Raw genomic sequence first — 23,939 nt, forward strand, 5'->3', positions numbered from 1 at the left:
ACAGAAGATTTAAAATTTGTGACCTGCCAGACAAGCTGTCGTTAATCTGCAAATGCAGATTTTGCAAACGTATCATCACGTATTTTCAGCCAACGCAATGAGTCTGCTCATGCCTTCTCGGATTTGCTGCTCGTGAGCATAGGAGAAGGAGAGACGCAGCTTGCGACTGGCGTTCGCATCGGAAGGATCGAATACCGTTCCCGGCACAAAAGCGACGGAATGCTCCATGCATCGGTGAAGCAAGCGCCCCGTATCTACACCTTCCGGAAGCTCCGCCCAGATGTTGAGTCCACCCTCAGGACGAGTCCACGTCCAATTGGTTTGTTGAAGGCACTGTTCCATTACTTCCATCCGCAGTTGAATGGCGGTACGCAGCTTGGACAAGTGCTGGTGCATGCGTGGGGACTGGAAATAACGAAGGAACAGCTTCTGATTCAGCAGAGGTGATCCGTTATCTGTCAGTGCTTTTACGGCCTGTAATCCTGGCATGAATCGGGGGCGGCACATAATGGCGGCAATCCGCAGACCCGGCACGACATATTTGCTATAGCTGCGAATATAGAGGGTATGCCCTGTAATATCGTATGTGAAGATTGGCGCAGGAGGTTTTTCCTTGAAATAGATATCATAGGTGCTGTCGTCTTCCACCAGAAAACATCCGTACTGTTCCGCCAATTCAGGCAGTTGTTTGCGCTGCTCAGTCGGAATATTGATGCCCGTGGGGTTTTGGAAGGTCGGCGTCATATAAAATACTCTTGGCTTTTCCTGCTTCATCAGGCGTTCAATCTGTTCTAAATCGTAGCCATCAGGATGAATATCCGTAAAAATTAACTTGGCACTCTGTTTGCGAAAAATTTCCATCGCAGGGCCGTACGTTGGCCTCTCCATGAGCACACGGTCACCGGGTCTGACGAGACTTCGGGAGATTACATCAATGGCCTGCTGTGCACCTGAAGTAATCAGCACTTCATCTGCCGAGATGTAGAAACGTTCCTTTGTCGTCAGATGGCTTGCCAGGGCACTACGTAGCTCCAGATCTCCCTGAATAGTGGAGTATGTGCCAAGCAAACGAGGGTAAAGATCCAGTAAATCCCGCATCAATTCTCCCCAATATCGGTTGGGTAGCAGGGCGGGGTCGATCAATGACTTGGAAAATTGGTACTCCGCCTCCAGGGATTGCACGCGGGCAAGTGAATCCCAATGCAGCCAGGCAGACACGGCCGGGTCATCGGCCTGATCGGTCACGGGAGAAGGGTCAGCAGGACTGACATAATAACCGGACTTATCCTTGACGTAAACGTTCCCGCGTTCCTTTAATTCCTGATAGGCCTTAAAAACGGTGAGACGATGTACACCGAGCAGCTCGGACAGGCTCCGCACGGACGGCAGCTTCTCATGCTCTTTCCACTCTCCGGCCTCGATCCGTACAACCAGATAATGTACCACTTGCTCATATAGTTTCAAGCTGTTATCTGTCATCAACATGGCTTTGCCCACCCGGCTCACGCTCCTTTTGAACTCCATTGTAACAGCAAACGGGAACTAACTGTTCTGTTTTATTCATTCTGTTCTGTGGACAGTGCTATATGATGGAGAACAGATGAAGGAGGGGCTAGCATGGTTGCAGTAGCATTTACCGTAATGTGTCTTATTTTTGGAACAACGTTTCTAGCGATTAAAATTGGCGTGGAGGCAGGCATGCCACCTTTTCTGTCGGCCGGACTGCGCTTTATCATTGCAGGTGCTCTAATGTTTGCATGGATGTGGATGAAAGGGAAAGTGAATCTGTCTTTATTATGGCGGAAAGAGATGCTCTTGACGGGGGCTGGACTGACATTTGGTACGTTTGCGACCTTGTATTGGGCTGAACAATATGTGAGCTCGGGTGTTGGCGCGATTCTGTCAGCAACAGGTCCACTGATGATTATGGTGATGCAGACAGCGTTGTTGCGTCAAAAAACGTCTGCACGCATGATTGCGGGCTGCCTGATCGGTTTTGCTGGAGTTATCCTCGTCGTGTTGCCGGGTGTATCGATTGGTGGTAGTTCCCTGTGGCTTTGGGGCTGTATTGCTGTATTGGTGGGTGAAGTCTGTTACTCGGCAGGTGCGTTGTACTCCAAAAAGGTCATTAACCAGTTTAAGGAGGCTAATCCTGTAGCGATCAATGCGGTGCAAATGATGTACGGAGGAGTGCTGTTATCCGCGCTTTCGGCGGTGACGGAATCATGGAACACTACTGGACTGGATTGGATGCCAGCAGTATCATCCCTGATCTATCTGACAGTAATCGGTTCGATGGTCGGGCACAGCTTGTTCTACTGGATCATGTCTCGTACCAACCCGTTATTCCCGGCGACCTGGTTATACATTTCTCCTCCGATTGCGGTCGGACTTGGGGCGGTTCTATACAATGAACATGTGAGCTGGATTACATGGTTAGGCGTTGCGCTGATCGTTTCAGGTTTGCTGGCGATGAATGAGAAAGTGATGGGGTGGCTTAAAAAGGGAAAACGTACAACTTCATTGGGTCAGACTTCCAAATCCATGGTAAAATAGGGAATATATATTTTACGCAGGAATGAGGCGAGTAATCCATTTGAATAGACAGGGGATCGGTGCTGTTTTATTGTTTGCGGGAATCGTGCTCTATGGCATGATCCATATTGGGACCATTATTCATTTACCGGACGTAACGATCTGGTTCAATCAATGGGGCCGTTATCTGCAAGCCACTTTTGAAACGGGTGGTGTCATTGGACTTATCTTGGCCATTCTTTTATTCATTATAGGAGTTATTCTCCTGCTCCCTAGGCCATTTGCTGATTTATCCAAAGGGAGAGTAATGAAGGAGATCAGTGAGCGGAATCGTGAATTTGACGATAAGTATGGCAAAATAGAATAATTAACAGTTTTATTACAGAAACAGCCCTGCACAAGCGATTCATCACCGTGCAGGGCTGTTTCATTGTATCTTGAAATAACTTGTTTTATATGGACTCGACCTCTTAAAAGCTTACTCTGCGTTCAGCACAAACTTCTCAATCACTTGCTTCACGCCGTCTTCGTTATTGCTCGCGGTAATGTAATCTGCCAGCTCTTTCAGAGCAGGGATGGCATTCCCCATCGCTACACCAAGACCAGCGACTTCCAGCATCTCATGGTCATTCCAAGAATCCCCGATGGCAATGCACTCGCTCAATTGGTGACCGAAGTGATCTGCCAGGAAGGTTAGTGCATGGCCTTTCGTTCCTTCGCGGTGCATGATTTCAAGGAAGTATGGCTTGGACTTGGTGATGTGTACTTCTGATCCGAGCAGTTCGCGCAGGGCAACCGCAACCTCATCCAAGTAATCCGGCTCATCAATGATGAGCAGTTTCGGTGTTTTTTGCTCAATCACTTTGATGAAATCCGGTTCAATGTGGTACTGAGTGCCATTCAGTTTGGCGTAGTCACGCAGCTTGTCGTTTTCTTCACGGGCGTACAGCTTGTCGTCAATGTACGTTTGCAGGTGCAGATTATGCTCCAGGCAGTAGTCGTACAATTTGCGGGAAGCGTCCTGAGGAACGTAGCGCTCGTAAAGTACTTTTTCGTCCAGCAAGTTTTTCACCAAAGCGCCTTGATACGTAATGATTGGCACGTTCAGCTTCGTTTGGCGAGCGAGTGCTTGTGCAGAAGCATAGGCACGTCCGGTTGCCAGTGTTACAACGACACCATGAGCTACCGCTTGTTCCAGGGCAGTCTGTGTTGCAGGCGTTACTTCCTTGTTATCGTTGATCAGGGTATCATCAATGTCAATTGCGATTAATTTGTAGGTCATCTGTGTTTCTCTCCTTTTTTATCTGTATCTATTTAATTGAACTAAATAAACTCACACAAGCACTACGATGACAGAATAACCTTCCAATCACTGTTATCCCCAGATTTTTTGATCCCTCTTATAAGGGGGAAATCCGGTGATAAAGGTGAACGCTTCGCTTTTACAGGTTTTTTCTGTCCTCTCCGTTTCAGTGATCATAGTTAGTTCAAAACATCTATATACATCTAAATTGCTTACTCCTCCAGGAAAATAAGGCCAATAAAGTCCTCCAGCTCCAGGTTACCGAAGTAATGTTTTACATCCAGACCCTTAAGTGCAGTACGCACCTCAGATTCCTCGTAACGCTTGCCACGCAGCATATCTTCGATATCCGCCACATCGCCTACGCCGAAGAAATCACCAAAGATTTTGATATCTTCAATCCGTCCATCTTTGATATTCATGCGCAGATCAATGATGCCGACAGGGAATTTACGTGTATGCTTCACATTGCTTTCCGGGGAAAGCCCGTAGTTCCAGTCCCAATTGTTATAACGCTCAGCAGAGATTTCGTTGATTTTGTCCCAGTCTTTCTCTGTGAGTTCATATTGAGGAACGTCTTGTGGCTCCATACGGAAAATGTGGCGCAACAGCTCGTCCCGGAATTGTTCAATGGTCAGATTGCTGTCAATCAGATCACGAATATTCGCTACACGAGAACGTACGGATTTGGTGCTCTTGGATTTGAACTTCTCCGGATTAACGTTGAGTGAAGCCTGTACGTGGTCGAGGTTCAGGTTGAACATCAATGTGCCGTGACTGAACATACGGCCACGCGTAGAGAATTGGGCGTTGCCCGAAATTTTCTTCTCTCCGACTTGCAGATCGTTACGTCCCGTCAGTTCGGCATTAACGCCAAGCTCTTGCAGGGCTTCCACCACAGGCTGCGTGAATTTGCGGAAGTTATGGAAGGATTGTCCGTCATCCTTGGTAATAAAGCTGAAATTGAGGTTGCCCAGATCGTGATAAACGGCTCCGCCTCCCGAAAGACGACGTACGACTTGAACACCGTTATCCTGAACATACTCAATATTGATCTCTTCAATGGTATTCTGGTGTTTTCCGATAATAATGGACGGGCGGTTGATGTAAAACAGCAAGTAACTGTCATCCATCGGCAGATGCTTCAGAATGTATTCCTCAATGGCGAGGTTTACAGAAGGATCTGTAATGCCCTGGTTATCAACAAACAGCATGGTCATTCCTCCATTAATGTATGTGAGGGATGCATATCCCTTATGTAGTGATGCTTTACGGAATCGAAATTCCTTCTCTATTGTAAACGAATTGTCGAAAGGACACAAAGAAATTGAAGCCGCAAAGGGCTTGAATAGCCAAATCAGGATTGACCCCTGCCTGCCACCACATCCATAATAAAAAGGACATGCAGAAAGGATGACGGACAGGATGACCGGTTTAATTGAAGTTTTCGGACATGGCGGTGATGTGGAGACGGCCGCGGCACGTTTTGGAGGGAATCCTGCGGATTTCCTCGATTTTAGCGCAAACATAAATCCTTTGGGTCCACCTCGGGAAGTACTGGAGGCTCTGGAGCAAGGATTACATATGGTACTTCGTTACCCCGATCCGGGCCATCGGGCGTTCAAAATGTTGCTTAGTGACCGACTGGGTTTAACCCCGGATCACATATCTGTGGGCAATGGGGCGGCGGAAAGTATGGCTCTAATCTTACTTGGACTCGCGCCTCGTAGAGTAGGTACGGTAGAGCCCGGCTTTTCAGAGTACAGTGCATTATCCAGACAATTTGGAGCAGAAGTCCACCATGTTCAAGGACGGGAAGAGCTGGACTGGCGAGCAGAACCGGAAGATATTGAGAAGCTGATGGAGCGGGTGGACCTGCTTTTCCTTGGACAGCCCAACAACCCCAATGGGGTACAGTATCCGGTGGACGATCTGCAACGGCTTGCTCGTAAAGCAGAGACAACAGGCACAATATTGGTTGTCGATGAGGCATTTATCGATTTTATTGCTGAATCACAGCGGCAATCGCTTGCACCCAGCTTGAAAGAGTATCCGCAAGTGATCATCATTCGTTCGATGACCAAGTTTTATGCGATTCCAGGCCTGCGTCTGGGTTATGCAATGGGGCGTCCCGAACTGATTCGTGCCATGACAGAGAAACAGGTCACCTGGAGTGTGAACGGGCTGGCACTGATCGCAGGTGAAGCCTGTTTACGCAGCGGGGATAATTTTGAACAGGAGACATTAGCACTGGTGTCACACGAGCGGGAGAGATTAACGGAGGGTCTGGAGGCTTTGGGATGTAAGGTGACGCGAGGGGAAGCGAACTTTATATTGGCAGCCCTGCCAGAGCCGTGGACAGCGACGTCCATCCAGGCTGCCCTCGGTGAACGCGGTATACTGATCCGAAGCTGCGCAATGTATCCCGGACTTGGGGAACGACATGTACGTTTTGCGGTCAAGGACGCGGAGGCTAACGGACGTTTGCTGGAAACGATAGGAAATGTAATTACGTCTAATCCGACAACCGGATTAGAGGCAGGGGGACAAAGCGATGGCACTGCCATTCTATAATTATTATTCCCATGTACAAAAGGACCAAAATGAATACAGATCTTCTGTGTGGCCGGGATTATTCGTCTCTGCACATGAACGGCATATTAAAGCGTCCAGCCCCTCTGTTGTAACAGCACTATCCAGTGCCGTGTATGGGGGCGGCATGATTGAACTGGATCGTATATTCAACATCTATGTCGACAAACATTATCGCTGTGACGATCCACCACGTGATATTGCTGATCTGTTGAGTGAATGGCAGGAGCAGCAGGATCAATGTGCCGGTCTTCTGACTGCCGTTCGATTGGAGCACACAGCGATCCAGGAATACGAAAGTGATGAGTTCGGATTACTTTGCTGCACTACAGCAGGGGTATCCAATGCTGCACGGGCGGGTTCTGCAAGAACCGTGTTTGATGCTGCGGGGAATGAGATGAGCAATGGGACGGTGTCCCAGAAAATTGGGAAGGTTTCGGCATCAACCTATACTCCCGGTACGATCAATATCATGTTGTGGATGAATGGGCGTATGACTGCTGGAGCGATGGTGAATGCCATTCAGACTGCGGTAGAGGCGAAGGCCGCTGCGTTAGCTGATTTCGGTGTGGCCGATTCAGAGAATGCTCTAACCGCAACCGGAACAACAACGGATGCCATCGTACTCGCGGTAAGCCTGGCTGAAGTAAATAAACCGCTTATAAGTTATGCCGGGACGGCTACGGTCATGGGTGCAGCGATCGGCAGGCTGGTGTATGACACGATAATGGAAAGCCTGAAAGCCGCGCAGGAGTGGAAAGAGAGGAATAACAAGCAATGACATCTCTGCTGATTCAATGGGCTTCTTGGCCGATCTGGGCGGGAATGGCTGGAGCCTGGATTATTGTAGGAGCATACATATTGGATCGCTGCATCGGAGATCCACGCTGGATTCCTCATCCGGTGATTGGTATGGGAAAGGCCATCTCTGAACTGGAGCGGGCGATAAGATCGCGGGCGGACTCGAACCAGGCTCTCAAAAGAGCGGGCGTATTATTTCCCCTTTTGATTGCAGGCGGTTCTTTTGCACTGACTTGGGGATTGATCTATGTGCTGGGTCTTATTCATCCCGCTGTTGCGGTTGTGGCAGAAGTGGTGTTAATCGCAACCACCATTGCCTCGAAAGGTTTGAAGGATGCAGGTATGGAAGTTTACCGCCATCTGAGTCAACAAGATTGGCCTGCGGCGAGACGTTCACTGGGTATGATTGTAGGACGTGATACGGCTCATCTGGATGAACCGGAGGTTGTGCGTGGGACGGTAGAGACTGTGGCGGAGAATATCGTGGATGCCATCGTCTCTCCACTGTTCTATGCCCTGATTGGTGGTGCACCACTTGCCATGGCCTATCGAGCGGTGAATACACTGGATTCGATGGTAGGTTATAAAAATGAAAAATATCTGCATCTCGGTTGGGCGTCTGCCCGTCTAGATGATTGGGCCAACTGGATTCCCGCGCGGCTTACCGCCTTACTGTTAATTATGGGAGCCTGGTTCATGAAGTTGGATGCCAGAGGGGCAGCACGCATGGTGTCCCGGGATGCACGACTGCACCCAAGCCCGAATAGCGGTTTCCCCGAGTCGGCGGTGGCCGGAGCGCTGGGCATAAGACTTGGCGGGCATAACGTATATCACGGCGTGGCTTCATTTCGCGCATATATGGGCGAGCCTACTAGACGGATGGAAGCAGAAGATATTGTACGAACAACACGGCTTATGTTCTGGTCGGCAGGTTCTTTTGTTTTATTATGTTGGTTGGTCACCTTCGGGATATGGTCTGCTGGAGGTGCACTGTTATGGAGATAGAAGCTGGACATGGTGGCATGCAAAGCCGCGATATTATGTTGATACGTCATGGTACAACGGCGTGGAACTTGGAAAAAAGGTATCTTGGGCATACTGACATCGGACTGTTGCCTGAGGCAAAGCAGGAGCTATCTTCGCTGCGTGAGCAGTGTAGCGATATCACATGCGACGCCTTGTATTGCAGTGATATGCTGCGTTGTCAGCAGACACTTTCACACATTGCATCGTCCCAAATGGGACAGGCCAAGCTTGATGCCCGACTAAGGGAGATCGACTTTGGTCAGTGGGAGGGGTTGACCTACGATCAGCTCAAGGACAATTCGCAGTACCGAGACTGGATCGATGCGCCGCATGAGGTAACGCCACCGAGTGGCGAGCCTTGGACAGCATTTGCAGCGCGGATTGATTCATTTATGGAAGAGTGTCTGATGTCCTTTTCACCAATACTGCACTCTCGCAGCATAAACGTGCCAAAAGTAGCCGTGATTACGCATGGCGGTGTTATTCGTTATATTGTGTCACGTCTCATTCCGAATCAAGATTTCTGGGATACGCAGGTAGTACCAGGACAAGCGATAAAGATCCGGCTGGCTGGCGATGGGGATAGCTGGGTTGGAACCAGATTGACTTTTCCGTAAATCGGGTTGTAAGGATGTACAATATAACCTATAATCACAACAGAAGTGTGACTTAGCAAGTGCATCATCGGATGGAGGCTCAACAAGCCCTGCCAACGATGCAGGATGCTCACTTGAATGGTTAAACAATATTAGCGACCATGGGTCCCGAGTGCATGCAGTAATGTTTCATGCTTTTATATAAGGCGATGAACGGCAAACGGGTGAAATAGGGAAGCCGGTGTAAATCCGGCACGGTCCCGCCACTGTAAATCAGGATGAATTCCTGTAAGTCAGGTTACCTGCCCTGGACGTATAAACCGGTGTTCCTTCGAGGAAAGGACAGCGTTTCGGGCAGTTCTCTGTGCATATACAGCGCCAAGCTGATCATGCGCAGATCGCCACATGCGAGACGTCATCCCTGATCCTGACCCAAGGATTAGGGATTTTATTTTTTCGGAACACAAATTCAAGCGGAAATTGGGACAGGAGCACTACTCACTAGAATGGATAGAGAAGGGGAGAATGAACACAATGAATTTCAAGACATGGAAAGGCGTAGCGTCACTGCTGAGCGCAGCGATGCTGGCACTGACGTTGGCCGGATGTGGTACAACAACAAACGAGGGTACAGGAACCTCGCAACCTGCACAGGAGCAATCCCAGGAACAGGCTAAAACAGATCTCAAAACTCAATATCCACTCACGGTTACAGATGCTACGGGTGAATCATTTACCTTTGACAAAGCACCAGCCAAAATCGTATCCGTATCTCCGGCTGAAACGGAATCCCTGTTCGCACTCGGATTGGACGAGCAGATCGTAGGGGTATCCGACTATGACGATTATCCGGAAGCAGCAACAAAGAAACCAAAAATGGGCGGCATAACAAAGCCTAATGAAGAGTCGATCATTGCAGCTGAAGCTGACATCGTATTTACAGGTATCTCGATGAGCAAAGAGTCGGTGAAGAAACTGCGCGATCTGGGCATTACCATTTTCAAAACAGATCCTAAATCAGTGGATGATGTGATGAACAACATTGAAACATTTGGTAAAATCACGGATCATCAGGAAAAAGCACAGGAGATCACCACCCAGATGAAACAGGATGTGGCTGATGTAACTGAAGCTGTGAAGGCAGTTAAACCGGAAGAGAAGAAAAAAGTGTACGTTGAGTTCTCCCCAGGCTGGACTGTGGGTAAAGGCGAATTCATGGATGAATTGATTACATTGGCCGGAGGAAACAACGTAGCATCCGACTTGACTGGCTGGAACCAGATTAATGAAGAGAACATTATTGCCTCTAATCCAGACGTCATTCTGTATGCGAACGATGTAGTGGAAGATAACAAAACATTGGATCAAATCATCAAAGCACGCAGCGGATGGGATCAAATCACGGCTGTGAAAAACGATGCAGTCATCGGTCTGGATGCCAACCTGTTGAGCCGTCCGGGACCACGGGTAACACAAGGTCTGAAAGAAGTAGCCAAAGCGATCTACCCTGATCTGTTCAAATGAGTAAAAAGCTGGCAGTGTACGGAACGGCCGGAATTGTGCTGCTTGTGTTAACCGTGCTCATCTGCACGGGCATCGGTTCGGTTGCCCTGCCTGTCCGGGACATTGCGGGCATCTTGCTTCATCGCATCCCCTGGCTGGGCGACTGGATTGTTCCTGACTGGAATACAGCAGCAGAACAGATTATATGGAAGGTCAGATTCCCACGTGTACTGCTTGCCGTGCTTGTAGGTGCATCGCTGGCGATTGCCGGAACTGGATTCCAGGGGGTTCTTCGTAACCCTCTGGCTGATCCGTTTACCCTGGGCGTATCGTCCGGTGCATCGGTAGGTGCGGCTTTTCTGATTTTTTTCGGATTGCAGTATGCACTGATTGGGATCTGGACTCTGCCACTGGTCGCGTTTCTGACGGGAGTAGTTACATTGTGGTTTGTGCTGGCCCTCGCTCGTGAGGGACGCAAAATACCGACACACAGCCTCATTCTGGCTGGCGTGGTCATGCAAAGTTTTCTGGGAGCCGTAGTCTCCTTCCTGTCGACCATGTCGAAGCAGACAATCAATGAAATTATATACTGGACGATGGGAAGTCTGGCACTGCGTGGGTGGTCGTATACGGCCATCCTTTTCCCGTATTTTGTGCTGGGGCTGATTTTCCTCTGGAGCCGTGCGCGTTCGTTGAATGTGCTTGCCTTGGGGGAACGACAGGCTGCTCATATCGGGGTTAAGGTGGATGGATTGAAGCTGTCGGTGTTAGCTGTGGGTACGCTGCTTACGGCAGGCGCTGTCTCCGTATCGGGCGTGATTGGCTTCGTCGGATTGGTCATTCCGCATATTCTTCGGCTCATCGTCGGACCTGATTATCGATTGCTGGTGCCTTTGTCCGCGATTGGGGGAGCCATCTTCATGGTCTGGGCAGATACGATTGCACGCTCATTGCTGGCCCCAACCGAAATTCCGCTGGGTGTGGTTACGGCTTTCGTTGGAGCGCCATTCTTCGCGTATCTGCTACACCGGAACAAAAAGTTGCGGAAGGGGATGATGCCATGAGCACATTCATGAAAACAGACCTTACCGAGAGCCGGCCGATGATAGAGGTCACGGAAGCTGGTAAAATGTATGGTAACCATCGGGCTCTGCATGCAGTGGACTGGAAAGTCAAAGAGGGTGAATGGTGGGGCGTTGTTGGTCCAAACGGCAGTGGCAAATCGACCCTGATTCAGCTACTTGCCGGAACTGAACAGCCGAACGCAGGCAGCATACAGATTGATGGACGCGACATTTCCTCATACACCCGTAAAGATTTGTCACGTATGATTGCGGTCTTGCAGCAGGATGGTCTGCCGGCCATCTCTTATCCCGTAAGAGATGTTGTCGAGATGGGACGTTACCCTTATCAGAACTGGCTTGGCAAAGAAACGTCGGATGGAGCAGCAGTAGTTGATAAGGTGTTAGAGGAGTTGGGTCTGAGTGACATGGCCGAACGACCTTTGGATGCACTGAGTGGCGGACAACGGCAGCGGGTTGCGCTTGCCAAAGTCATGGCTCAGGAACCCAGGCTATTATTGCTGGACGAGCCAACCACCTTTCTCGATATCAAATATCAATTGCAATTCATGGAGTTATTATCAGCGTGGCGTCAAAAAAATCATATTACAATTGTGGCGGTGCTGCATGATCTGAACCTGGCCGCACAATTTTGCGATCATATTCTGGCGCTGCGTGACGGGACTTGTGTAGGCAGTGGCACACCCCATTCGTTGATGACGGAAGAGAACATCCGGGAGATCTTCCGGGTGAGCCCGGCCATGGTGAATCATCCCGACAATGGATTGCCACAGCTTTTGCTAAGACGAGAGAAGAAATGAATGAACCGGGGGAAACCCCATATTTTGATAAAGGAAGTGCTGGCTGTATGAATAATGAACAGGTGTTGGAACAGTTAATGGGTCGGATCGTGGGTCCACATGAGGCAGTTGCGGCTGAAGCTTCCGCACATGTGGATGCATTGACGAAGCCACCCGGCAGTCTGGGCAAGCTTGAACAGCTAGTTATTCGTCTGGCGGGAATCACCGGTGAGGCTCGGCCTTGCTTTGATCGAAGAGCTGTCATCGTTATGGCTGCGGATCATGGGGTGGTTGAAGAAGGGATTAGTGCTTTTCCTGCTGAGGTAACGCCGCAGATGGTCCTGAATTTCCTAGCAGGGGGAGCGGCTGTCAATGTGCTTGCGCGCCACGCTGGAGCTCATGTGATCTGTGTGGATATCGGGGTGAATGCGGATCTGGATCATCCAGACCTGGTCTCCCGCAAAGTCCGCAAAGGAACAGCCAACATGGCGAAGGGTGCTGCAATGACCCGGGGCGAAGCGATTGAGGCCATTCTTGCAGGAGCTGAAGTGGTCTCCACCGAGGTTGCGAAGGGAACGCAGTTGTTTGTGACCGGAGAGATGGGGATCGGGAATACAACTGCTAGCGCTGCGGTGATGTGTGCATTAACCGGAACAGCACCTGCTTCAGCGGTTGGCCGGGGAACAGGCGTAGATGATATCGGTTTGCAGCGCAAAGCCGCAGTAGTCAGCCAAGCCCTCAGCGTGAATGCTCCGAATGCAGACGATGCACTCGATGTACTGTGCAAAGTGGGCGGACTGGAGATTGCCGGACTGACAGGCGTGATTCTTGCTGCTGCTGCAAACGGATGCCCGGTTGTCGTGGATGGATTTATCTCCACCGCTGCCGCGTTGATTGCGAGTCATCTTGCTCCGCTCAGCGCAGAATACATGATTGCTTCCCACACATCGCATGAAAGTGGACATGCAGCGTTGCTGCGTGAACTGGGCCTGAAGCCCATGCTGGATCTGGACATGCGACTGGGTGAAGGTACCGGAGGCGTGCTTAGTCTTCATCTGATTGATGCGTCATGCCGCATTTTGAACGAGATGGCGACATTTGCAAGTGCGGGTGTATCTGGTGGCACGAACGAGACTCAACCTACGGAGTCTTCATCAGCTTCTGCTGATTCCTCTGTACAAGGAGAGGTATCATCATGAGTGTACTCGTGACAGGCGGGGCGCGAAGTGGCAAAAGTTCGTTTGCCGAGCGTCTCTGTATGCAGCGATCCTCTGAGGCTTGGTATGTCGCTACGGCTCAAGCTTATGATGACGAGATGCGCGAGCGTATACGCCTGCATCAGAGCCAGCGGGATGAAGCAGGATATCTATGGCATACGGTGGAGGAACCGCTGGCATTGCCTGAGTTAATTACACGAATGGGAGAGTCCCATACAGGTACGTCTGCACCGACCGTTCTGGTCGATTGTCTGACACTGTGGCTCAGCAATGTGCTGTTAGCGCATGAACATGAACCGGTGCAGGTGCTGTACGATCATATGGATGCGCTGGTAGCGGCCATCCAGTCGTACCCGGGTCTGCTCGTGCTTGTCACCAATGAAGTAGGGGACGGTATTGTGCCGGAGTATGCGCTGGGCAGAAGATATCGGGATCTGGCGGGCATTCTCAATCAGCGGATTGCCGCGGTTTGCCGCGAAGTGTTTCTGGTGACAGTGGGCATTGCGATTGAGCTGAAAAGCAGGGAGTATCGTTTATGAGTAAAGGCGATCTTGAACAAAAACATGCGGCTGCGGCCGCTTTTCAATTTCTGTCCCGTTTCCCGGTGAAAATGCAGCTTGATTTCGTCCCGCCATTATTGCGGGAGAGTGTAGTGTATTACCCGCTGGTTGGTGCGGTCATCGGATTATGCGTCTGGCTGGGCGGAGCCCTGACGGGTGCACTGCTTCCATCGTTTCCGGCAGCGGTGTTAACCTTGACGTTATGGGTATGGCTAACCGGAGGCCTTCATCTGGATGGCTGGATGGATACGGCAGATGGGCTACTCAGTTATCGAACCCGTGAGCGAATGCTGGAGATTATGAAAGACAGTCGTGTGGGGGCCATGGGCGTAATCGCCTGTGTCCTGCTGTTGATGATGAAAGCAGCATTGATTGCTGACTTTATCGCACGTGGTAACTGGGCCTATGGAGCTTTGCTCATCCTGCCGATGATCTGGAGCCGTTGGTTCATGGTATATGCCATGGCGGCCTGGCCGAATGCCCGCAAGGACGATGGACTCGCTGTCCTGTTCAAGGGATTGGGGGAACGGAGGGAAGTCCAGCGTGCACGAAGCTCCGCGGTTGGGCTAACCATTCTGTCAGGTGTGATCACATGGGCTGCGGTATGGATCTTCCAGCCGGATACAGCCATGTTCCAGGTACTGGCGACGGAGAATGGATTGGGGACGTTACCATGGTGGCTATATCCTGTTGCAGCGATCATTGTGGTACCATTGGCTGGTTATGTGATTGGCAAATTCGTTGCCGGGCGTATCAGCGAAAGGCTGGGTGGACTTACAGGGGACACATATGGAGCCATGAATGAGCTGCTTGAGGCCGCACTGCTAACGGTACTTAGTCTGTTACAGGGATTCTTTTTGATATAACGCTGAGAGTGGAGGTGAGGGAACGTGGAAGATACTTCTGCACAAACGTCCGAACAAACGGCAGCAGTATTAATGCTGCAAGGGACGGCATCGGATGTGGGGAAAAGTGTAATTACGACAGCCTTATGCCGAATATTCAAGCAGGATGGCTTCAGGCCGGCTCCGTTCAAATCACAGAACATGGCACTGAATTCTTACGTCACGGAAGACGGCAAGGAAATCGGAAGAGCCCAAGGAGCACAAGCCGAGGCATGCGGCATTGAAGCGACAACGGATATGAATCCAATCCTGATCAAGCCGGTTCGGGATATGCATTCTCAGATTGTCGTGCACGGTGTGCCTCTTACACAGATGAGTGCGTGGGACTACCGGCAGCATTTCCTGCCCCAAGCCAAACAAACGGTCATGGATGCGCTGAATCGGTTGCGCGCGACGTATGATATTGTGCTGATGGAAGGTGCGGGAAGTCCTGCGGAGATTAATCTGAAGGATCGGGATATCGTTAATATGAATCTGGCAGGCTGGGCGGATGCTCCGGTTATTCTGATATCGGATATTGATCGTGGCGGTGTCTTTGCCTCCATTGTAGGTACTCTGGAGCTGCTGGAGCCGCATGAGGTTCAGCGTGTAAAAGGATTCATCATCAACAAGTTTCGTGGAGATCTGTCCCTGCTGCAGCCTGGGTTGGACTGGCTTGAAGAACGGACAGGCATTCCTGTATTGGGCGTATTGCCTTACATAAGTGATATTCAGATTGAAGCGGAAGACTCCGTAGTGCTGGACTCCATGCGACACGGCAAATCCGGTCAGCAGGAGCTGGACCTGGCAGTAATTCGTTATCCGCGTATTTCAAACTTTACAGACTTTGATGCCCTTTCTAGGGAGCCGGATGTGAATGTGCGGTACGTGACTTCTCCCGATGAATTGGGGCATCCCGACGCCATTCTGCTTCCAGGTACGAAGGATACGATCGGTGATCTGGCATTTCTGCGTGCGTCGGGACTGGAGCAAGCGATTGCCAGCCAGACGGAGCGTAAACATGTTCAGCTTGTTGGGATATGTGGTGGATATCAGATGCTCGGTCAGCATCTCAAAGATCCATTTGCGGTAGAAGCGAATCAGATCCAGGAAGCCCATGGATTGGGATGGCTGCCCCTATCGACAACATTTCTACAGAACAAACAAACGGTAAGAGCCTCCGGGCATGTTCACAGTCATCATCCAATTCGTTTGCCCAAGGAAAGTGATGCAGCAAACTCGTTGCCGATCCAGGGATACGAGATTCATATGGGTGTTACCGAGTGTCTTGAGCCTGAACGTGTAACGGCCTTATTCGAAATCGCCCATCCGGGAGGTCAATCCTTCAATGAAGGCTGGGGCACGATGGATGGCAAAGTGTGGGGAACGTACCTGCATGGTTTGTTTGAAAGTGATCAGTTCCGACGTTCATGGCTCAATGGTCTACGTGAAGGAAAAGGACTTGCTCCGCTACTGGAGACGTACAGCGCACGTGAACGTAAGGAAATGGAGTTTGACCGTGTAGCTGAATCATTACGTTCTTCATTGGATATGCAGCGTGTATACGAGATTATGGGCGTTCAGGCACCTAAATAAAAAAACTGCATGCTATATTAATTTAAACTAGACATTTACACGAGAACGTAGAGGACAGAAATAACCTGAAGAAGCGAAGCGTTCGCCTTTATCCCCAGATTTTACCCTTTTTAAAAGTGAATCAAAAAAATCTGGGGGTAACAGCGATCGGAAGGTTGTTCTGTCATCGGAGTGGAGCGTGTACATATTCATTTGTTCAATTTATATAATGTGCAGTCCAAAAGAATACCCCCATGTGTGGCAACGTTCCCTGAAACCTGGAACGTTGCTGAGCATGGGGGTATTTGTGTACCTAATGTTAAAGTTTGATTCGAAGATGGAAATAATGGGTTAAAGGTATTCCGGTTAGTTTATTTTGAAGTTCTTCATGGCGGATTGCAGTTCTACCGCTTGCTCATGTAGATGACGTACCGTGCTGGAATGGGAGTCCATTTCATTCAGTTGGAGATCCGCTGTAGAAGCAATCTCTTGCATGCTTTGACGGGATTTGGACGTGATCTGAGCCGTTTCTTCCACGGAAGCACTGACTTCTTCAGCTCCAGCAGATACTTGCTGGGTAGAGGCCGATACCGTCTGAATGGTCAGATTAACGTTCTGAATCAACTCGTTAAGCTGCTGGAATGCGGAGCCTGCCTGTTGAACCACGTGAGTACCTGATCCAATCTCTTGGGTTACACGGTTCATAGCATCAACCGAACGTTCGGCGTCTTCACGGATAGTACCCAGGTAATCGGAGATTTCCTCCGTAGCTGTCTTGGATTGCTCCGCCAGTTTGCGTACTTCTCCGGCAACAACGGCAAACCCGCGTCCATGCTCTCCAGCACGTGCTGCTTCAATGGAAGCGTTGAGGGACAGCATGTTAATCTGTTTCGTGATTTCAAAAATGGATTGAACAATGGTCCCTATCGCGATCGAGCGCTCGTTCATCGTTTCGACATAACGCAGAGATTCGCTCGCGGTCTGGCCGACACGTTCCATTTGCTGAATGGCATCCTGTGCCAGACGGTTACCGTTAACAGCTTCGTTTGCAGCATCTCCGATCTGCTCGGATACTTCGGCAGAAGAAGAGGCAATATGCATAATGCCTTGCGTGATTTCTTCCATGGCTCTGGCATTTTCGGCTGCGCTGGAAGCGATACTTACGCTGCCTTTCTCGGCACTTTCTGCAGAACGACTGGAGTCTTTCACCATACCGGACATGGATTCTACCCGTTTGAGCAAATCATTGGAGCCTTCCACAACTTCATTGGATGTGGAGAGGGCACGGCTAATCATTTCTTTCAGATTATGAGTCATCGTCTGGAAGCTTGAAGCGAGCTGTGCAATTTCATCCTTACCTTTAATCTGAATTTCAGCAGTCAGATCTCCTTGTGATATCTGTTTGCTGTGTTGAACGAGCTGAATGATCGGCTTGGTTACACGTTTGATCATGCTTGTCGAGATGAGCCATCCGAGCAAAAAGACCAATGCCGTGATACCGAGGCACAACCAGAAGATCTGTGCAATTTTGTCCTGAATGAATTGGGCATCCATGCTAACAGCCATGATCATGTTACTTCCTGCGATCGGAATAAAGGCTGCTTTATGTACACCGAAGGAATCGGCATAAACCTGGCTGATTTCCATTTCTTTTTTCTCAGTGGCCTCATTCATTGCTGCTTCTACTTTAATCTCATCTCCGGCTTTCATGCCCGAGGAGGTATTTGCGATGACCACGGTAGCTTTACCATCCTGAATAGAGACAACGTATGCTCCGTCCAGATTATGCTCTTTGGCTTTGCCAGCCAAATAGGATTCCACTGTCAGTGCAGCACCCTCAGAGCCAGCTCCGCCACTCTGTACTTGCAAAATTTTAGAAGCGGATGTGTTTTTGTATATATCCTGAATGGACGTGCCCAGGACCTTGTCGAACTGTGGAAGCACGTAACTCTGCATAATATTCATGGAGACAGCATAGAAACTGATACTAAACAACAGGGAAGCAACCAGCAGTACGAGGAACAAAGTGCCTCTGATTTTACCGGCAACGGTGCGATTTCGAAACATAGGATCATCCTTTCACGTCATGTTCATTAACATCGTCGCTTTTCCGTTATCGTAAGACTAAATACCAACGAAGAAAGGCCTAATTTTCACGTTGAGAAAACTTGGGAATAAGCGGATATACCTATATTACAAAATTAACCGGAGGTTGAATACAATAATTTTCACGATTCAGTGTATTTTTTTCAGGAATAGATGAATTTATTACACGCATATTACATAATATCAATTAATACCTACCAGAATAGTTTGTTATGTGATATATTGTTGAATATCGCTTTTGAGCGAGTAGAAAACCGGAATATCCGGTTACTCACACTGAGGAGGATTTATACAGATGAATACCTTTTTAATCATTTTGAACGTAGTGGTTATGCTCGCTCTTCTGGGTGTCCTGTTCTGGATGCAGAAGAAACATATTTCCTTTACCAAGCGTGTATTTGCGGGTTTGGGAATCGGGGTTGTATATGGCGTCATTCTGCAACTGATCTACACATCTGATTCTGAAATCATTACCAAGTCGGTCGATTGGTTTAATCTGGCCGGTTCAGGATATGTTCGTTTGTTACAAATGGTCGTGATTCCATTGATCATGGTCTCTATCATATCGGCCATCATGAATCTGAAAGGCAAGCAGAATCTCGGTAAAATGAGTGTTTCGATTATCGCGATCTTGTTGATCACGACGGCTATTGCCGCAGGGGTCAGCATTGTGACAAGCTTGAGCTTCAACCTGACTTCCATTGAGATCGAAGGTGGAGACAGAGAGCTTGCACAAGGACAGAAGATGGAGGAACGTCTCGTTGACGTGAAGGATCAGACGATTCCACAGCAAGTACTGGAGTTCATTCCGTCGAATCCATTCGCGGACATGACCGGAGAACGTCGTACATCCACACTGGCGGTTGTTATTTTCTCGGCGTTTATCGGTGTGGCGGTGCTCGGATTGGATCGCAAAAAACCACAGCAGGCGGAAACATTCCGAGGCATGGTCAATGCGGTATATGCGGTGGTTATGCGAATTGTAACACTGGTGCTCAGGCTGACGCCTTACGGAATTTTGGCACTGATTACAAAGGTAACGGCCACCACGAATGCGGATGAGATTCTGAAGCTGATCAAATTCGTGATTGCATCCTATGTTGCGTTGCTCGTCATGTTCATCATTCATCTGATTATCATTGCGCTCTCTGGGTTCAACCCACTTACGTATCTGAAAAAGGTTCTACCTACGCTGGTATTTGCCTTTACCTCCCGTTCTAGTGCGGCAGCAATTCCGCTTAACGTGGAGACGCAGACGAAGAAACTGGGTGTATCCGACGGGATTGCGAATCTGTCAGCAAGCTTTGGGGCCACGATTGGTCAAAACGGCTGCGCCGGGATCTATCCGGCCATGCTGGCGGTGATGATTGCTCCAACGGTCGGAATCGATCCGCTGAGCTGGGACTTCATTATTACCCTGATCCTGGTTGTCATGATCAGTTCATTCGGTGTAGCTGGTGTAGGCGGCGGGGCAACCTTCGCTTCCCTGATCGTGTTGTCCACGATGAACTTGCCGGTAGCTCTGGCAGGATTGTTGATCTCGGTTGAACCGTTGATCGATATGGGTCGTACAGCATTGAACGTGAACGGGTCTATGACTTCAGGACTTGTGACCAGCAAAATTCTGAAAGAAAACGATCATGATACATTTAATGATCAAAGTCGTGATCTGGATTCAGCCGTTCAGGCGTAATTCAGATTCATAATAGGCGGATGGCAGTTACTGCCACAAGCCATGCAAGAGCTGCCGTTCTTCGGGTTAATCCGGAGGGCGGCTTTTTGCTTTTAGCATCCGTTGGGCATACGGTAAATATCATCTGAAGCCAGTTGGAGTTATTTAGTGCTGTTCAAGCTTGGGGAAATGTGATAGAGTATTCATGTTTTGGCCCAGAGTCAAACCGCGGTTCGTAACCATCCCGCGTAATCAAAACTAGGAAGGCAGTGTATTTATATTGTTTAATTTAGGATGGGGAGCGCTTTTCGTTCTCGTAACGTACGGCTTTTTTCTTTTGTGTTACCGCTTGTTCGGTAAAAAGGGTCTTTATGCCTGGATTGGTGTGGCAACAGTCATTGCCAATATACAGGTGACCAAAACGATAGATATTATGGGTATCGTTCTGACGCTGGGCAATACGATGTATGTCAGCATGTACTTGACCAGTGATTTGCTCAATGAGAAATATGGACCAGGTGAGGCACGTAAAGCCGTATGGTTCGGGTTCTTCACTTTGATTATGACGACAGTGCTGATGCAGATGGTATTGTTCTTTGAGCCAGCATCGACGGACTTTGCACAGGAGTCGATGGAAAAATTGTTTGGTATGCTGCCACGTCTGGCACTCGGTAGTCTGACAGCCTATTTCATCAGTCAGTTCCTGGACGTGCGACTATACACTTGGCTGCGTAAGGTGGCGCCAGGGCGTAATCAGTTGTGGATACGAACCAACGGTAGCTCGATCATCAGTTCGTTCGCGGATACACTGGTATTTTGCACGATTGCGTTTGCTTTCATCTATCCATGGGACGTTTGGCTTGAAATTTTCTTGACCACATATGTGATCAAATTTGTATTGACCGCGGTAGGAACGCCGTTTCTATATGCTGCACGAAGCTTTAAATTCAAGGATGAAGCCTAGATTCGTAGTTAAGTTCTTCTGCAAAATGCTGAATCCAAACACAAAAGTCCCGCAAAGCCATGCATTCATGGTTTCACGGGACTTTTGCTTATGACCAAAAAGGATTAGTCCGTCAGGATTTGCAGCTCTTTCGGATATGTCGTCAGAACTTCTACACCCGTTTCCGTCACAATTACATCATCCTCGATACGTACACCGCCTGCTCCGGTTACATAAATCCCCGGCTCAATCGTAAATACCGTACCTTCCTCCAGAATGTCCATGTTCTGACCATGCAGTGAAGGATACTCATGCACGTCAATGCCCATTCCATGTCCAACTCTGTGCAGGAAACGTTCGCCGTATCCGGCTTCTTCCGTAACCTGGCGTGCTGCACGGTCAATATCCGCACAGGTGACACCTGGCTTAACTGCACGAATGGCAGCTTCGTTTGCTGCGAGCACAGTGTTATAGATGGTTTTAAGTTCAGGTGAAATGTCACCAAAGGCAAATGTGCGCGTAATATCTGATGCATACCCACCAGCGTAGACACCCATATCGAACATCAGCAGATCGCCATGCTGCAATTTCCGTTCACCTGGTGTGCCGTGTGGCAAGCCTGTTTTGGGGCCAGTGAGCACCATCGTATCGAAGGAAGGGCCGTCTGCACCCAGTTTCTTCATCTGGTATTCCATTTCGGCAACCAGTTCGATTTCGGTTACGCCTGTACGAACGTGAGACAGTCCTTGGCGAAGCGTCTCTTCGATCAGATGAATGGCGTGGCGAATGCGAGCAACTTCATCCGGTGTTTTTTTCACACGCAAGGTGCGAAGCAGAGGACCGACATCTTCAAAGTTGGCAGCGCCCAGCGCGGCGGTCAACTGTTCATAACGTGCGACAGTCACGTATTCTTTTTCGAGACCTACACGGCCCAGGCGTCCTTGATAACGCTCAAATAAAGCGTAAGGATTGTCCGTATCTGAATGCGTGGCAATGTTCGAGACCGAAGAAGCGGCTGCTGCAGCTTCCTCGTCAAGTGCAGGCACGATCAACAGCGGATCTTCGCCGCGTGCAAGAACAAGCCCGAGGAAACGCTCATGCGGATTACTCGCAAAACCTGTTAAATAGTAAATATGCTTCGGATCTGTAATCAGCATGGCGTCCAATCCTTGCGTAGACAGACCAGCTTCCAGCCGGGATAAAGGAGTTTGATTCATAATTTATATGTCCACCTTTCATTCGTTCTATCTTTCTATTATAGAAGAATGTCGGGGAAATCCAAATGGAGGAAGGAATGATGACCGAAAATTAGCTTTAACTACCCGTTTGAGTGGCAGGTAGGGAGGGTAATACAGGGCGAAACCGCGTAGGGTTGCTAATTTGCTTACTCAATAACTTACCTATTTACTTACTTTGAAAATGGACAATCCTTGAAACTAGGATTACACGATATAACAAAATTAGAAGGGAGATGTATTCATGAATAATCGACTAAGCGTTCCGTTATATGCTTCTTTACTCAGTATGGCTTTGCTAACTGCTTGTGCTTCGGGTGAGCCAACGACAGAATCGCAGCAGACGTCACAAGGACAGGGTACAGGTCAGGGGCAGACAGCGGAAGGTGGTAATAACGGTGCGAGTGGTGGGGAAGAGGAAACAGACGAAAATACTGTAATCCCTTACGAGGCTTCCGTGCTGGTCGACGGACTCAATGTACCTTGGGAGTTGGTAAGCGTGCCTGATGGACGGATGTTTGTAACAGAGCGACCAGGTACCATTCAGGTCATCGAGAACGGAGAGCTGGCATCTGAACCTCTGATTGAATTTACTGCTCCATTTAATGAAGAAGGGGAAGGTGGCTTGCTTGGACTTGCTGCTGATCCGGACTTTGATGATAACGGTTATCTGTATGCATACCATTCCTATCTGGAAGGTGGTGGTGACATTGCCAATCGGGTATTGCGCTTGAAGGTAAGTGACGGGAAGGCGACTATAGACAAGGAGCTGCTCAGTGACATTCCTGGTGGGGTGAATCACAATGGAGGACGGATCAAGATTGGCCCGGACAATCTGCTCTATATTACGACAGGTGAACGCTATGAGCCGGAGTTGTCCCAAAACGAAGATAGCTTGGGTGGCAAAATATTGCGGATTGGTCTTTACGGATCGATCCCAGAAGATAACCCTTGGCCAAATTCACCCGTGTACAGCATGGGGCATCGGAACGCACAGGGCCTGGCTTGGAACCCGAACAATGGCTATCTGTACGCTACAGAGCATGGTCAGCGTAATTTTGATGAAATTAACCGGATTGAAGCAGGTGAGAATTATGGCTGGCCAGAGGTAGAGGGAGACGATGATAATAATGGCACATATCAGGCTCCGCTTGCCCATAGTGGAGATGAAACATGGGCTCCATCAGGTGTAGCCTTTATAGAGGAAGGTCCGTGGGCCGGATCACTGCTTGCTGCCAATCTGCGGGGTGAACAACTGCTTAAAATTACTCTGTCCGAAGATGGTACACAAGTAACGCAGGTAGAGCCGATTTTTAAAGACGAGTGGGGACGTATTCGCAATGTGACTGCCGGAGAAGACGGGAAGTTATACGTGCTCACGAACAACCGGGATGGCAGGGGATCGCCACGCGATGGAGATGACCAACTGATCGTTCTGACGCCGAAACCGTAACATTTACAATAGAAAAGGGGTTGTCCCGCCATGTTCATGACGTATGGGACAGCCCCTTCGCTTCATTATTTACGTAA

At 49.3% G+C, this 23,939-nt stretch carries 21 protein-coding genes and 1 riboswitch; of the genes, 16 read left to right on the top strand and 5 right to left on the bottom strand.

All coding sequences use genetic code 11. The annotated features are described in order from the left end of the window. Positions 1 to 75: 75 nt before the first annotated feature. Entirely contained in the window at positions 76 to 1,497 is a 1,422-nt protein-coding gene (locus PTQ21_RS12575; protein ID WP_274570069.1) for an aminotransferase-like domain-containing protein, read from the bottom strand. A 120-nt stretch (positions 1,498 to 1,617) separates the two neighbouring features. On the opposite strand from PTQ21_RS12575, the gene PTQ21_RS12580 reads away from it, so the two are divergent. Together PTQ21_RS12580 and PTQ21_RS12585 are read left to right on the top strand one after the other, a co-directional pair. Next, positions 1,618 to 2,556 (top strand): DMT family transporter, encoded by a 939-nt coding sequence (locus PTQ21_RS12580; protein ID WP_274570070.1) that lies wholly within the window; start codon positions 1,618 to 1,620, stop codon positions 2,554 to 2,556. A gap of 40 nt (positions 2,557 to 2,596) precedes the next feature. Further along, positions 2,597 to 2,902 carry a hypothetical protein gene (locus PTQ21_RS12585; protein WP_269053686.1) on the top strand — a complete coding sequence of 102 codons (306 nt, stop codon included), beginning with the start codon at positions 2,597 to 2,599 and terminating at the stop codon, positions 2,900 to 2,902. Positions 2,903 to 3,013: 111 nt separating this feature from the next. On the opposite strand, the gene PTQ21_RS12590 is transcribed toward PTQ21_RS12585, so the two are convergent. Together PTQ21_RS12590 and PTQ21_RS12595 are read right to left on the bottom strand one after the other, a co-directional pair. After that, a complete protein-coding gene (locus tag PTQ21_RS12590) occupies positions 3,014 to 3,817 on the bottom strand; it encodes a Cof-type HAD-IIB family hydrolase (RefSeq protein WP_076291747.1) in 804 nt (267 codons plus the stop codon). 233 nt (positions 3,818 to 4,050) lie between these two features. Then, positions 4,051 to 5,052 (bottom strand): lipoate--protein ligase, encoded by a 1,002-nt coding sequence (locus PTQ21_RS12595; protein ID WP_064639935.1) that lies wholly within the window; start codon positions 5,050 to 5,052, stop codon positions 4,051 to 4,053. A 211-nt stretch (positions 5,053 to 5,263) separates the two neighbouring features. On the opposite strand from PTQ21_RS12595, the gene cobD reads away from it, so the two are divergent. The 11 genes from cobD to PTQ21_RS12650 all read left to right on the top strand — a co-directional run bounded on the left by cobD (position 5,264) and on the right by PTQ21_RS12650 (position 16,474). Beyond that, a complete protein-coding gene (gene cobD, locus PTQ21_RS12600) occupies positions 5,264 to 6,412 on the top strand; it encodes a threonine-phosphate decarboxylase CobD (protein WP_274570071.1) in 1,149 nt (382 codons plus the stop codon). Then, positions 6,393 to 7,211, top strand: coding sequence for an adenosylcobinamide amidohydrolase (locus tag PTQ21_RS12605; protein WP_274570072.1), 819 nt, complete (start codon positions 6,393 to 6,395; stop codon positions 7,209 to 7,211). The genes cobD and PTQ21_RS12605 overlap by 20 nt, the downstream gene beginning before the upstream one ends. A 44-nt stretch (positions 7,212 to 7,255) precedes the next feature. Beyond that, positions 7,256 to 8,236: an adenosylcobinamide-phosphate synthase CbiB gene (cbiB, locus tag PTQ21_RS12610; protein ID WP_274570491.1), complete on the top strand. Its 981-nt coding sequence runs from the start codon at positions 7,256 to 7,258 to the stop codon at positions 8,234 to 8,236. Beyond that, positions 8,227 to 8,874: a histidine phosphatase family protein gene (locus PTQ21_RS12615; protein ID WP_269053690.1), complete on the top strand. Its 648-nt coding sequence runs from the start codon at positions 8,227 to 8,229 to the stop codon at positions 8,872 to 8,874. The genes cbiB and PTQ21_RS12615 overlap by 10 nt, the downstream gene beginning before the upstream one ends. A gap of 166 nt (positions 8,875 to 9,040) precedes the next feature. Beyond that, positions 9,041 to 9,177: riboswitch (cobalamin riboswitch) on the top strand. Positions 9,178 to 9,378: 201 nt separating this feature from the next. Continuing rightward, positions 9,379 to 10,377, top strand: coding sequence for an ABC transporter substrate-binding protein (locus PTQ21_RS12620; RefSeq protein ID WP_420800363.1), 999 nt, complete (start codon positions 9,379 to 9,381; stop codon positions 10,375 to 10,377). Then, positions 10,374 to 11,420, top strand: a complete 1,047-nt coding sequence (locus PTQ21_RS12625; RefSeq protein ID WP_090808224.1) for a FecCD family ABC transporter permease — start codon at positions 10,374 to 10,376, stop codon at positions 11,418 to 11,420. The genes PTQ21_RS12620 and PTQ21_RS12625 overlap by 4 nt, the downstream gene beginning before the upstream one ends. After that, on the top strand, positions 11,417 to 12,238 hold the full coding sequence (locus tag PTQ21_RS12630; protein WP_372828772.1) for an ABC transporter ATP-binding protein: 822 nt from the start codon (positions 11,417 to 11,419) through the stop codon (positions 12,236 to 12,238). The genes PTQ21_RS12625 and PTQ21_RS12630 overlap by 4 nt, the downstream gene beginning before the upstream one ends. A gap of 47 nt (positions 12,239 to 12,285) precedes the next feature. After that, entirely contained in the window at positions 12,286 to 13,416 is a 1,131-nt protein-coding gene (cobT, locus tag PTQ21_RS12635; RefSeq protein ID WP_274570074.1) for a nicotinate-nucleotide--dimethylbenzimidazole phosphoribosyltransferase, read from the top strand. Continuing rightward, positions 13,413 to 13,973 (top strand): bifunctional adenosylcobinamide kinase/adenosylcobinamide-phosphate guanylyltransferase, encoded by a 561-nt coding sequence (gene cobU / locus PTQ21_RS12640; RefSeq protein WP_063564374.1) that lies wholly within the window; start codon positions 13,413 to 13,415, stop codon positions 13,971 to 13,973. The genes cobT and cobU overlap by 4 nt, the downstream gene beginning before the upstream one ends. Continuing rightward, complete coding sequence (cobS, locus tag PTQ21_RS12645) at positions 13,970 to 14,860, top strand: adenosylcobinamide-GDP ribazoletransferase (protein WP_063564373.1); 891 nt, start codon at positions 13,970 to 13,972, stop codon at positions 14,858 to 14,860. The genes cobU and cobS overlap by 4 nt, the downstream gene beginning before the upstream one ends. Positions 14,861 to 14,932: 72 nt before the next feature. Further along, positions 14,933 to 16,474, top strand: a complete 1,542-nt coding sequence (locus PTQ21_RS12650; RefSeq protein WP_274570492.1) for a cobyric acid synthase — start codon at positions 14,933 to 14,935, stop codon at positions 16,472 to 16,474. A gap of 345 nt (positions 16,475 to 16,819) precedes the next feature. On the opposite strand, the gene PTQ21_RS12655 is transcribed toward PTQ21_RS12650, so the two are convergent. Beyond that, on the bottom strand, positions 16,820 to 18,520 hold the full coding sequence (locus tag PTQ21_RS12655) for a methyl-accepting chemotaxis protein (protein ID WP_269053693.1): 1,701 nt from the start codon (positions 18,518 to 18,520) through the stop codon (positions 16,820 to 16,822). Between the two features lie 334 nt (positions 18,521 to 18,854). Here PTQ21_RS12655 and PTQ21_RS12660 point away from each other — a divergent pair, with 334 nt between their 5' ends. Beyond that, entirely contained in the window at positions 18,855 to 20,252 is a 1,398-nt protein-coding gene (locus PTQ21_RS12660) for an L-cystine transporter (RefSeq protein ID WP_063564371.1), read from the top strand. 259 nt (positions 20,253 to 20,511) lie between these two features. Continuing rightward, positions 20,512 to 21,195 carry a queuosine precursor transporter gene (locus PTQ21_RS12665; RefSeq protein WP_063564370.1) on the top strand — a complete coding sequence of 228 codons (684 nt, stop codon included), beginning with the start codon at positions 20,512 to 20,514 and terminating at the stop codon, positions 21,193 to 21,195. Between the two features lie 104 nt (positions 21,196 to 21,299). Here the strand turns inward: PTQ21_RS12665 and PTQ21_RS12670 are convergent, their stop codons facing one another. After that, positions 21,300 to 22,391 (bottom strand): M24 family metallopeptidase, encoded by a 1,092-nt coding sequence (locus PTQ21_RS12670; RefSeq protein WP_064639917.1) that lies wholly within the window; start codon positions 22,389 to 22,391, stop codon positions 21,300 to 21,302. Positions 22,392 to 22,653: 262 nt separating this feature from the next. Here PTQ21_RS12670 and PTQ21_RS12675 point away from each other — a divergent pair, with 262 nt between their 5' ends. After that, positions 22,654 to 23,862: a PQQ-dependent sugar dehydrogenase gene (locus tag PTQ21_RS12675; protein WP_274570075.1), complete on the top strand. Its 1,209-nt coding sequence runs from the start codon at positions 22,654 to 22,656 to the stop codon at positions 23,860 to 23,862. Positions 23,863 to 23,939 lie beyond the last annotated feature (77 nt).

The sequence above is a fragment of the Paenibacillus marchantiae genome, from assembly GCF_028771845.1.
In the GTDB taxonomy this organism is placed as follows: domain Bacteria; phylum Bacillota; class Bacilli; order Paenibacillales; family Paenibacillaceae; genus Paenibacillus; species Paenibacillus marchantiae.

Excerpts from the sequence above, each read along its gene's own strand:
- PTQ21_RS12580 (WP_274570070.1), top strand. The coding sequence starts at position 1,618 with ATGGTTGCAGTAGCATTTACCGTAATGTGTCTTATTTTTGGAACAACG.
- PTQ21_RS12590 (WP_076291747.1), bottom strand. The coding sequence starts at position 3,817 with ATGACCTACAAATTAATCGCAATTGACATTGATGATACCCTGATCAAC.
- PTQ21_RS12595 (WP_064639935.1), bottom strand. The coding sequence starts at position 5,052 with ATGCTGTTTGTTGATAACCAGGGCATTACAGATCCTTCTGTAAACCTC.
- cobD (WP_274570071.1), top strand. The coding sequence starts at position 5,264 with ATGACCGGTTTAATTGAAGTTTTCGGACATGGCGGTGATGTGGAGACG.
- PTQ21_RS12605 (WP_274570072.1), top strand. The coding sequence starts at position 6,393 with ATGGCACTGCCATTCTATAATTATTATTCCCATGTACAAAAGGACCAA.
- cbiB (WP_274570491.1), top strand. The coding sequence starts at position 7,256 with ATGGCTGGAGCCTGGATTATTGTAGGAGCATACATATTGGATCGCTGC.
- PTQ21_RS12615 (WP_269053690.1), top strand. The coding sequence starts at position 8,227 with ATGGAGATAGAAGCTGGACATGGTGGCATGCAAAGCCGCGATATTATG.
- PTQ21_RS12620 (WP_420800363.1), top strand. The coding sequence starts at position 9,379 with ATGAACACAATGAATTTCAAGACATGGAAAGGCGTAGCGTCACTGCTG.
- PTQ21_RS12625 (WP_090808224.1), top strand. The coding sequence starts at position 10,374 with ATGAGTAAAAAGCTGGCAGTGTACGGAACGGCCGGAATTGTGCTGCTT.
- PTQ21_RS12630 (WP_372828772.1), top strand. The coding sequence starts at position 11,417 with ATGAGCACATTCATGAAAACAGACCTTACCGAGAGCCGGCCGATGATA.
- cobT (WP_274570074.1), top strand. The coding sequence starts at position 12,286 with ATGAATAATGAACAGGTGTTGGAACAGTTAATGGGTCGGATCGTGGGT.
- cobU (WP_063564374.1), top strand. The coding sequence starts at position 13,413 with ATGAGTGTACTCGTGACAGGCGGGGCGCGAAGTGGCAAAAGTTCGTTT.
- cobS (WP_063564373.1), top strand. The coding sequence starts at position 13,970 with ATGAGTAAAGGCGATCTTGAACAAAAACATGCGGCTGCGGCCGCTTTT.
- PTQ21_RS12650 (WP_274570492.1), top strand. The coding sequence starts at position 14,933 with ATGCTGCAAGGGACGGCATCGGATGTGGGGAAAAGTGTAATTACGACA.
- PTQ21_RS12655 (WP_269053693.1), bottom strand. The coding sequence starts at position 18,520 with ATGTTTCGAAATCGCACCGTTGCCGGTAAAATCAGAGGCACTTTGTTC.
- PTQ21_RS12660 (WP_063564371.1), top strand. The coding sequence starts at position 18,855 with ATGAATACCTTTTTAATCATTTTGAACGTAGTGGTTATGCTCGCTCTT.
- PTQ21_RS12670 (WP_064639917.1), bottom strand. The coding sequence starts at position 22,391 with ATGAATCAAACTCCTTTATCCCGGCTGGAAGCTGGTCTGTCTACGCAA.
- PTQ21_RS12675 (WP_274570075.1), top strand. The coding sequence starts at position 22,654 with ATGAATAATCGACTAAGCGTTCCGTTATATGCTTCTTTACTCAGTATG.